The organism is Trinickia sp. (assembly GCF_035492435.1).
In the GTDB taxonomy this organism is placed as follows: domain Bacteria; phylum Pseudomonadota; class Gammaproteobacteria; order Burkholderiales; family Burkholderiaceae; genus Trinickia.
This window is the reverse complement of sequence record NZ_DATJJF010000210.1, coordinates 1-9216: the sequence shown is the minus strand read 5'-3', so window position 1 is coordinate 9216 and position 9216 is coordinate 1. Positions and strand designations below refer to the sequence as shown.

At 58.4% G+C, this 9216-nt stretch carries 11 protein-coding genes; 4 read left to right on the top strand and 7 right to left on the bottom strand.

Going from position 1 to position 9216, the window contains the following annotated elements; translation table 11 throughout:
* Positions 1-2122 (top strand): glycogen/starch/alpha-glucan phosphorylase (locus tag VL598_RS15185; RefSeq protein ID WP_325327556.1); only part of this gene is annotated, 2122 nt, incomplete at its 5' end.
* A gap of 45 nt (positions 2123-2167) precedes the next feature.
* Here VL598_RS15185 and VL598_RS15180 read toward each other — a convergent pair.
* Entirely contained in the window at positions 2168-2512 is a 345-nt protein-coding gene (locus VL598_RS15180) for a DUF6232 family protein (RefSeq protein WP_414718729.1), read from the bottom strand.
* A gap of 189 nt (positions 2513-2701) precedes the next feature.
* The gene (locus VL598_RS15175; protein WP_325327554.1) at positions 2702-2959 is read right to left on the bottom strand and encodes a DUF2866 domain-containing protein; all 258 of its coding nucleotides are present in this window, start codon (positions 2957-2959) and stop codon (positions 2702-2704) included.
* Positions 2960-3290: 331 nt separating this feature from the next.
* Between VL598_RS15175 and VL598_RS15170 the strand changes: the two genes are divergently transcribed.
* The 3 genes from VL598_RS15170 (at position 3291) to VL598_RS15160 (ending at position 5310) form a co-directional block, all read left to right on the top strand.
* On the top strand, positions 3291-3842 hold the full coding sequence (locus VL598_RS15170; protein ID WP_325327553.1) for an Arm DNA-binding domain-containing protein: 552 nt from the start codon (positions 3291-3293) through the stop codon (positions 3840-3842).
* A 364-nt stretch (positions 3843-4206) separates the two neighbouring features.
* Positions 4207-4845, top strand: coding sequence for a hypothetical protein (locus tag VL598_RS15165; protein WP_325327552.1), 639 nt, complete (start codon positions 4207-4209; stop codon positions 4843-4845).
* 279 nt (positions 4846-5124) lie between these two features.
* Positions 5125-5310 (top strand): helix-turn-helix domain-containing protein, encoded by a 186-nt coding sequence (locus VL598_RS15160; protein WP_325327551.1) that lies wholly within the window; start codon positions 5125-5127, stop codon positions 5308-5310.
* A gap of 500 nt (positions 5311-5810) precedes the next feature.
* Here the strand turns inward: VL598_RS15160 and VL598_RS15155 are convergent, their stop codons facing one another.
* From VL598_RS15155 to VL598_RS15135, 5 genes are all read right to left on the bottom strand, one after another.
* Positions 5811-5954 (bottom strand): hypothetical protein, encoded by a 144-nt coding sequence (locus VL598_RS15155; RefSeq protein WP_325327550.1) that lies wholly within the window; start codon positions 5952-5954, stop codon positions 5811-5813.
* Positions 5955-6243: 289 nt separating this feature from the next.
* Positions 6244-7356, bottom strand: a complete 1113-nt coding sequence (locus VL598_RS15150) for a succinylglutamate desuccinylase/aspartoacylase family protein (RefSeq protein WP_325327549.1) — start codon at positions 7354-7356, stop codon at positions 6244-6246.
* A gap of 160 nt (positions 7357-7516) precedes the next feature.
* Entirely contained in the window at positions 7517-8293 is a 777-nt protein-coding gene (locus VL598_RS15145; RefSeq protein WP_325327548.1) for an ABC transporter substrate-binding protein, read from the bottom strand.
* A 357-nt stretch (positions 8294-8650) separates the two neighbouring features.
* The gene (locus VL598_RS15140; protein ID WP_414718728.1) at positions 8651-8995 is read right to left on the bottom strand and encodes an addiction module antidote protein; all 345 of its coding nucleotides are present in this window, start codon (positions 8993-8995) and stop codon (positions 8651-8653) included.
* Between the two features lie 59 nt (positions 8996-9054).
* On the bottom strand, positions 9055-9216 hold a 162-nt coding region (locus tag VL598_RS15135; RefSeq protein WP_325327557.1), incomplete at its 5' end, for an aldehyde dehydrogenase family protein.

Here is a 9216-nt window from a genome sequence, read left to right as displayed (position 1 = left end):
ATCGGTTGCCGAGCTCGAAGTTGACGCCGCGCTCGGCAACGGCGGTCTGGGGCGTCTTGCCGCCTGCTTTCTCGATTCGATGGCGACGCTGGCCATTCCGGGCTTCGGCTATGGCATCCGCTACGACTACGGCATGTTTCGCCAGTTGATCGTCAACGGTGAGCAAGTGGAAACGCCCGATTACTGGCTGCGCCCTGGCAACCCTTGGGAGTTTCCTCGCCCGGAGGTTCAATACCTCGTGCATTTCGGAGGACGGACGATTCAGCGCGAGAGCGGTGTGGAGTGGGTCGAGACCGAGCACGTCAACGCCATGGCTTTCGACACGGTGATACCGGGGTACGGGACAAGCGCCACGAATACTTTGAGGCTGTGGTCGGCGCGCGCAACGGAAGAACTCAATTTGTCCGCGTTCAACCAAGGCGACTATCGGCGCGCCGTGGAGGCGAAGGAGCGCTCGGAAAATGTGTCGCGCCTGTTGTATCCCGACGATTCGACGCCGGCGGGCCGCGAGTTGCGTCTACGCCAAGAGTACTTTTTCGTTTCGGCGTCCATGCAGGACATTATTCGCCGCTATCAACGCACGCACAGCACGTTCGGACGATTCGCCGAAAAAGTGGCGGTCCATTTGAACGACACACATCCCGTGCTTGCGATTCCCGAGCTCATGCGGTTGCTCGTGGACGTGCATCACGTGCCATGGGAGCGTGCCTGGAAGATTGTGCATCAGGTGTTCTCTTACACCAATCACACGCTCATGCCCGAGGCACTCGAAACGTGGGACGTCGACATGCTTGCCCGCCTGTTGCCCCGGCATCTCGAGATCATCTTCGAGATCAATGCGAACTTTTTGAAGGAGGCCAGCGAGCGTCTCGGCCACGACGTCGATGTGATTCGGCGGATCTCGCTCGTTGATGAGTTCGGCCAACGCCGTGTGCGAATGGCGCACCTAGCGATTGTTGCGAGCCAGAAAGTCAATGGCGTATCGAAGCTGCATTCGCAGCTGATGGAGCGCGAGTTCTTCAGCGACTTTGCGCGCATGTTCCCGGAGCGCTTCACGAATGTGACGAACGGCATTACGCCGCGGCGATGGCTAGCTCAAGCGAGCCGACCGCTATCCTCGCTCATCGATGCGCGCATCGGCGCCGATTGGCGCCGCGACCTGTGCGAGCTGGGAAAGCTGCGCGAACTGAAGGACGATCCCTCGTTTGCGACGGAATTTCGCGCGGCCAAACGCCGCAATAAGATTCGCCTTGCGCATTTCCTCATGCATGACATCGGGGCATCGATCCACCCAGATGCGCTCTTTGACATGCAAGTCAAACGCATTCACGAATATAAACGGCAGCTGTTGAACATCTTGCATGTCATCGTCCGCTATAACCGCATCCGCGCGCACCCCGAGTATGACTGGGTGCCGCGTGCCGTTATCTTTGCGGGCAAGGCGGCCTCAGCTTACAAAATGGCCAAGACGATCATCAAGCTGATCGGCGACGTCGCCGCCAAGGTCAACAGCGACCCACTCATTGGTGACACGTTGAAGGTCGTGTTCGTCCCGAACTACGGAGTAAGCCTGGCCGACCTCATGATCCCCGCAGCGGACCTCTCCGAGCAGATTTCGATGGCCGGCACGGAGGCCTCAGGCACAGGCAACATGAAGCTCGCGCTCAATGGCGCGCTCACGATTGGAACGATGGATGGTGCCAATATCGAAATTTCCGATGCGGTCGGCCGCGAGAACTTGTTCATTTTTGGGCTGACGGCGCAGGAGGTTGGCGATTTGCGCGCCTCGGGTTATCGACCGAGGCAGCTTTACGAAGAGAACGCGGAGTTGCGGCTCGCGCTCGATCAGATCCGCACAGGGTTCTTTGCCGACGGTGACTCGCATCGCTTTTCCGACATTTTTCATACGCTCGTCGATTGGGGCGATCACTACATGGTGCTGGCCGACTTTGCTGCATTCCTCGCGGCGCAGGACGAAGTGGACGCGCGTTTCCGCGACCCGCGCGCGTGGACGGCGAGTGCTATCGAAAACGTGGCGGGAATGGGCCGCTTTTCGTCAGATCGGTCTATTTCAGACTATGCGCGCGACATCTGGCATGTGAAGCCGCTCGAAGCAAGCTGACGGAAACGATGGCTTCGGCGGCGTTGTGTCGCGGCGAACGAGATCTTAGCGGGCTGCGAGCATCGCGCGCAAAGCTCGCTCGACACGGGTGAGGAACTCGGCGTCGGTGCTCGACACGGCTTCGCGCTCGCCATTGGGCGTTTTCACGAAAAGCCGGAACATCACGTCCTGCGTACGCCATGCGAGCCCGCCCACGACAATCAGCATTATGCCGAGCGCGAGCGCCGCGCCTGATCGACCTACGACGCCGGCAACGGCTGCCGCCGCGCCAATCATTGCGATCGAAATTGGCAATGCCTTATTTTTTTCCGTTGTGACAAGGCGAATCTCTTGAATATCGCGCAAGGGGAACGATTGACCACCTGCACTCAGGCTGTTGCGCGTGATCATGACCCCGCGGTCGTTAAACGTGTTTTCCATCGAAAGTGACATGTACGTTACGCTTGATGGGGGACAAGCGTAACAGAGCGTGTGATCTTATTGAAGCGCAAGCGTGAAAGAGCCGCAGGGAAGAGACTCCGAAGCGGCGATATCAGGCTCAAGCTGATTCAAGGCGTGAGTCGGGCGTGCGAGGGAAGATCACTCGCGCGTCTCGTCATAGTAAACACGCCCGGGCACATGTGAGGCGACGAGGCGTGCGATCTCAGAATCCGTCATCTCCGCGGGGACGATGCACCGGTGTGAAGGGGCATCCGTCGCCAGCGTCCATTCAACGAGCCGATATGTCCGGCCCCATGGGCGTTGCACGGGCGTCGACACACGGCAACTCCGGACGGGCAACGCATGCTCGCGCTTGAGCATGCCGCGCAAATGCTTGAAGACGGCATCTTCGGTCATCGCCATTTTTCCGCTTTAAAACGCCGCAAATTGGCGCCGATCAAGTAATGAAGGGAAAACAAAAGGGCAAAAAAGATGCCGCCGATGCTCCGGCGGCTAACAGGGGTGGTACGTCGCCATCATTGCAGTCCAAGATTAAGCCAGACTTAAACAAATAGGCATGCCACGGCATTCCAGCGTGCATCACCAGAATGAGATAAGTGCATGAAAACAAAGGATTTAGGAGTTGCATCGTGTGCCATCAAGTAACACTGTGTCACATATCTGATTGGTAGCTAGACTGGTAGCTACGTACGCAGGAATGATGATCCTCACATTAAGAGAGGTCATCATGCCGCGCCTACATCACGCTCTGGACGATATGCAACTGCGCCGCTGGCTGGCCGCGAAAGAGGCGATTACGCGCGCCGATGGCGATGGCCTGACCTTCACGCTGTCGGAGTTTGGGACCGCCACTTGGGTGCTGCGCTATAGCCGCGGCATGCGCCGGCGTGAGTTGACCTTAAGCAACTACCCCGACATGAGTCTAGCGGAAGCGCGCAAGCGAGCTCGCGCTGAGCGTGTGCAGATCGATAATGGGAAAGACCCGGCTGCCGACAAGAAAACCGAAAAGGCGCGGGCGCGCGAGACGATGACGGTCAGCCAGCTGTGCGATGACTATCGCGAAAAGCAATTTCCCAGTCTGGCAAAAAATTCGGTCGACGTGTACGCGGGACTCATCGAGAAAGTGATCCGGCCGCGCATCGGTTCACTGGAAGTGACGAAGGTTCTCTCCGCCGATCTCGTCTCGATGGTCGAAACCGACCGAGGCCACCGAAACGCAAGCGCGTCATGTTACAGCGGGACGAACTCGAGCAACTGTTACCGAACATCGACGAACTGATCGGGCGTCAGATGGCCTGAAGTTCTGCGTCTTGCTGGCGACCTGCGTGCGGACCATTGAACTCGTGACGGCGCGCAAGCCCTTGATCGATCTCAAATCGCTTCTTTGTTTTTGTCTGTCGGCTTCGCGTTCTACCTGATTTTCATCGTTTCGCAATTCGGAGACATCGGTAATGACTCTCCAGGCTTTGTTGGTGAAGGCAATGGCGATGCGGAGCACCCGCCGAGCGTCAGCGCGCTCCGCGTCGTGACGTCGCCGGCGCTCGAAATGATTTTGGAGAAAGACGACTCCAAAGGCTCCTGCAATAGCGATTGTGGACGCGGCCGCTTGTGCGAACGACAACCAATCCCCGTGGTGCCAGCTCATGCGTGAACTCCCGATATTGTTTTCCGGCGCGATGGTACGGGCCATTCTCGACGGCCACAAGACGCAGACGCGGCGCCCGATCAAAGGCTTCGCACTCGACCTGCTGCAGCCCGGAAACTTCACAGCCGAGTTCGTGGCGCTGCCGGAGAACGGGAATAGCCCGTATGGCTACGCTGGCGACCATTTATGGGTCAAGGAAACCTTCGTCGCATTCGGCCGCTGGGAGACACGCTACAGCGACAAGAAAAAGCGCAACGAGTGGCGCTTCGTCGACCTGACGCTCGAAGCTGGCTTCTCATACCGCTTCGACGGCGCTGATCCTGATGCGCGCCGCTGTGCCGGCGCCGCCCCGACATGGCGTCGCCGACCATCGATTTTCATGCCGTGCGCGGCATCCCGCATCACACTCGAAGTAACCGGCGTGCGCGTCGAGCGGTTGCAGGATATCACCGAGGCGGATGCGATCGCCGAAGGCGTAACGATCGAGGATCGGCACAAGATCGGGTACTGCTCCGGCGCGACGCGGCCACCAAGCATTCGCGCGTACGCGGAACTTTGGGACAGCCTCAACGCCGCGCGCGGCTATCCGTGGGATGTCAATCCGTGGGTGTGGGTAATCGAGTTCAAGCGAATTTGACCGATGGAAGCAGCAGCACAACGCATCATTGCGAAAACGAAGGAACTGTGGGGCGTCCGATAACTTCGTTGATCCCTTCGGCCACGCCCGCATCCTTCGCTTTCGTGCGGAAAGCCTTATCGGTGATATTCGCGCTTGGCTCCTGCGCCTGCAATGCGTCGCAGATTTCCCAAACTCTTTTTGTGGCTCTAGCCGCCCGCATTTGCGGAGGGATACCCCCCTTTTTGTCGCGCCGCGAGAGCGGTTGATATCGAACACAGGATTCATAGGAGGATAGGGATGGCCACCACGCTCCCGAAGTTGCACCGCATCAACGACGTTGCCGCCGCACTCGGCGTCTCGCGCCAAACCATCTATCGCATGGTGCGCCGCGGCGTGCTGACACTGGTCAAGATCGGCCCGAACTCATCCGGCATCACGGACGCCAGCGTCCAGCGGCTGGCTGGTAGCCAGCATGGTAGCTAGGGCCGATTTTTAAATGGTTCCATCTCGCAAAGCCATGCCGGATAAGGCGGGAAGTTTTTTCAAGATAAGCCAGACGTAAAAGGGTGACGTATCATCGTGCCTCGCCGCGTGCTATCGAAAGTCGATAACCCCTTGAGAACAACGGGTTTATGCGTGACGTGGCGTACTCGCGTGTATCACTGTGTTGCACATTTCGTTGGTAGCTACGGATGCATCCATAATTGGCCCCATCCTTAAATGAGGTCAATGCCGCGCCTACATCACGCTCTGGACGACATGCAGCTTCGCCGCCGGATGGCCGTGAAGGAGCCGATTACGCGCGCGGTTGCAGCCGGCCCGCTTCAGCGGCCGGAACGCCGAGGGCGAGTTGCTTTGGATCTGCTTGGGCTTCGACGGATCGACTAACTGGCCGATGCAATGGATTGGGGAAGAGATTGACGCGCCGCCCATGGCGGGCTAGGACGCTCGACCGGCAGCGATACTGCCGTGAATCCTGGCTGTCACTTCTTCCTCCGTCGCCCGATTACGGCTATCACACAGCCGGTCGTGGCGTAGACGATCGACACCCCGATCGCGAGGATGCTGAATGCAAGCAGGCAGCGCGCCATGATTTCCGGCAGGATTTCGCCTAACAGGCTTCTCATGAATCATCCTTTGCCTGCTTGGACGTGAGGGGAAGTGGAGCGGCGGAAGCATGGCGACACCGATCCTACGATGGCGCTGCAAAATCCCGTTTGATCTGTGTCAACGCTCCGGCAACCGCCTGCATATGCCGTCCTCGCTAACCCATAACTACCTCGCTGGCTTGATATCCCGTAGCCGCATCGATTTTTTCCGCCGAATCCCTGCTTATCAGCAGGGGATTGGTATGACACCAGATGAGCAGTCATGCTTGGCTCTTCGCGCGGGTGTGTCGAGTGGCCGCGACTGTGATCAAGCCGACAGGAGGCTCCCGGATCGATAGGCTGTCGTTCCCGCGATGCGGCCGATCTCCATGCCGGTCGTCGCAAAGCGCGTTCGATGACGCGTGTAGAGCACGCCCGCTATCGTGTTCTTGATCGTGACGACGCGATCGGTCAGTGGGTCGATCACGTCGGCAACATCCTGCCCCGCTTCGAGCCGAACGCCTGTTGGCACATGAAAGACGAGCACACCTGACATCGGCGAAACGAGCGGCTCGCTACCGGCGAGCGGCGTCGGTGCAGACTGAAGCGGCGGCATGACGGATGGCCTGCCGTCGATGATGCCGCGATACGTCAGATAATCGACGATGGCCTGCGCATCATGCTCCGCATGCTGGTAAGAGACGTCGCTTTGGCCACGCAGCTCGACGGTGACCGAAACCGATCCATTCGGAATCGGATAGCGATCGCCGTAACGCGCACGCAGTTCAGACCAGCAAAAGCTGTGGATTTCGTCGAACGGGTTGCCGATCGAGTTGAGCGCGAGCAACGATGCCTGGGCGCCAAGATAGCGGGCAAGCGGTTCGACGTCGGCCCAGAGGTCCGGGTTGGTGTAGAGATGCAGGGCGGCCTCGAAGTCGCAATGCAAGTCGAGGACGATGTCGGCGTCGTACGAAAGACGCTGTAAGGCAAGACGCAGCGATTCCAGTTCCGTGCGCGGCGTCTCTTCGTCGAGCGCTTCGCGCATCGCTGCACGGACAGCTTGGAGATTGTCCGTTGCGTCGTCCGTAAGCTGTGCTTCAACGCGCGGGATCACGAGTGAAGTGAGATCGTAGAAGTTACGGTTGAAGTTGTGCGCCGTATTCGCTTCGAAGCGGCCGATCAATTGGCCTAGCAAGTGCTGATTGAGACCGATCGGGTTGGCGACGGGTACAACGACGATCTCGCCGCGTAGCTTGCCGGCCGCCTCCAGCCCGGCGAGCTTGCGGCGCAGCGCCCAGGAAACGAGCATGCCTGGCAATTCATCCGCATGAAGCGATGACTGAACGTAGACCTTCTGCGCGCCGCTGCCGTAATGGAAGCTCTGCAAGCGTCGCTCAGTGCCTAACGCGGGGGAAGTCAACGGATGGGTCTTGATTTGCATAGGGCTTGTGCCGCGTATCTGAAGGGGCGGGAATGCAGTAAAAAAACAAAGCGGGGCATTCGATTGTACGTTGCGTGAACGTATGCAAAAAGGGCTTCGCTCAGTGCGAAGCCCTTCATCAAACGAAATGCCGCCGTGAGCGGCTCATTGTCGAGGATGCTCAGGTGGGGGATTTCGGCGAAATGTCGAAATCAAAGTACTTTTTCTCGATGGCCTTGTAGGTGCCGTCTTTCATCATGCCTTGGATTGCCTTATCGATGTCTGCCTTAAGCTCTTTGTCGTCTTTGCGCAGACCGATGGCGGCGGCACCGCTCGGGATTGCCTCGCCAATTTGCTGGAAGCCTGCACCGCGCGGCGTCTTCAAGAAGCCGAGGTCGGCTTGCACTTTATCCTGCAGCGCGGCGTCGAGCCGGCCCGACATGAGGTCCTGATAGACCTGATCCTGGTTCTGATACGAAACGACATTGACACCGTTCGGCGCCCACTTCGTTTTCGCGTATGTTTCCTGGGTCGTTCCCTGTTCGACGCCGACTGACTTGCCCTTCAGTGAGTCCGCCGTCGGGCTCAAGGCTGAGCCCTTCTTTGCGACGAGCGCCGTCGGCGTATCGAAAAGCGGGTCCGAGAAGGCGATTTGCTCCATACGTTGCGGCGTAACTGTCATCGACGAGAGGACGCCGTCAAATTTTTTCGCCTTCAACCCTGGAATCAGCCCGTCAAAGTCATTTTCAACCCAAACGCACTTTGCGTTTAACCGCTTGCAGATCTCATTGCCGAGGTCGATATCGAAACCGACTAGTTTGCCGTCCGGGGCCTTCGATTCGAACGGAGCGTAGCTTGCATCGACGCCGAAACGGATCTGCTTCCATTCTTTTGCTTGCGCAACACCTGCGGAAACGGCGAGCGCTGCAATGGATAAGGCCGCGATTATTTTCTTCACGTTGACTCCTCGAAGCGGTTAGTGGCAGCCCGAACGCAGCTGTGCCGCATGGGCCAGTGGCTTTGTCGGCTATCGGCGTCAGCCGGCAGCGCGGCGGACAGCATACCAAGCCAAAATCATCGCAGCGCTAGTGAAATACCCGATGGCGTAAAAATGCAACGTTTCTTTGAAAACGGTTTTTCAAAAAATCTTATCGACGGATGTAGTAGTACTGTTCTCAATGAGGACCTTGAGGCATAACGACGAACGCGTTAAGGGCTCTACCCGTTGCACAAAAGGATTCGCGTTGCCGCCAGTACTGTGCGACTGTGTCGCCGGTGTCAGATGGAGGCAGTGAAGTCTTGGCCGCAACCGTAGTCACGCATGCGCGTTTTCGGGAGTCGCCGTCAACTTGACGCCCAGCGCATGCAGTAGCTTGAAAACTGTATCGAGCTTTGGCTTTGAACCGGGGGCAAGTGTCTTGTATCGACTCTCCCGCCCTACACCCGCATCGGCGGCCACCTTGGCCATTCCGCGGGCCTTAGCAACGTCAGAGATTGCAGCCATGAGCAGATCCGCGTCGCCGTGTTCGAGAGCCGCGTTAATGTATTCGGCGGTCGAAGTAAACCTCTGCGGCCGGCTTCCGCGCCTGTGTGGGGTCGATGCCGGCGCAGATCGTCGCGCGAGACACTCCGAGCGTTTGCATCCCCGGCGCGAAAGCAAGATAAGGCTCGGCGTAGGTTTCAGCGTAGGTTTCTCGACGGAGCCTTGCCAGTAATGACTCAAATCCCCCCGACACAAAGGTATTTGATGACGAGATACTCATCAATGCCGTAATGCGATCCTTCTCGGCCGAGGCCGGATTGCTTCACGCCACCGAACGGTGCGACTTCGTTCGAGATGATGCCCGTATTGATGCCGACCATCCCGTATTCGAGTGCTTC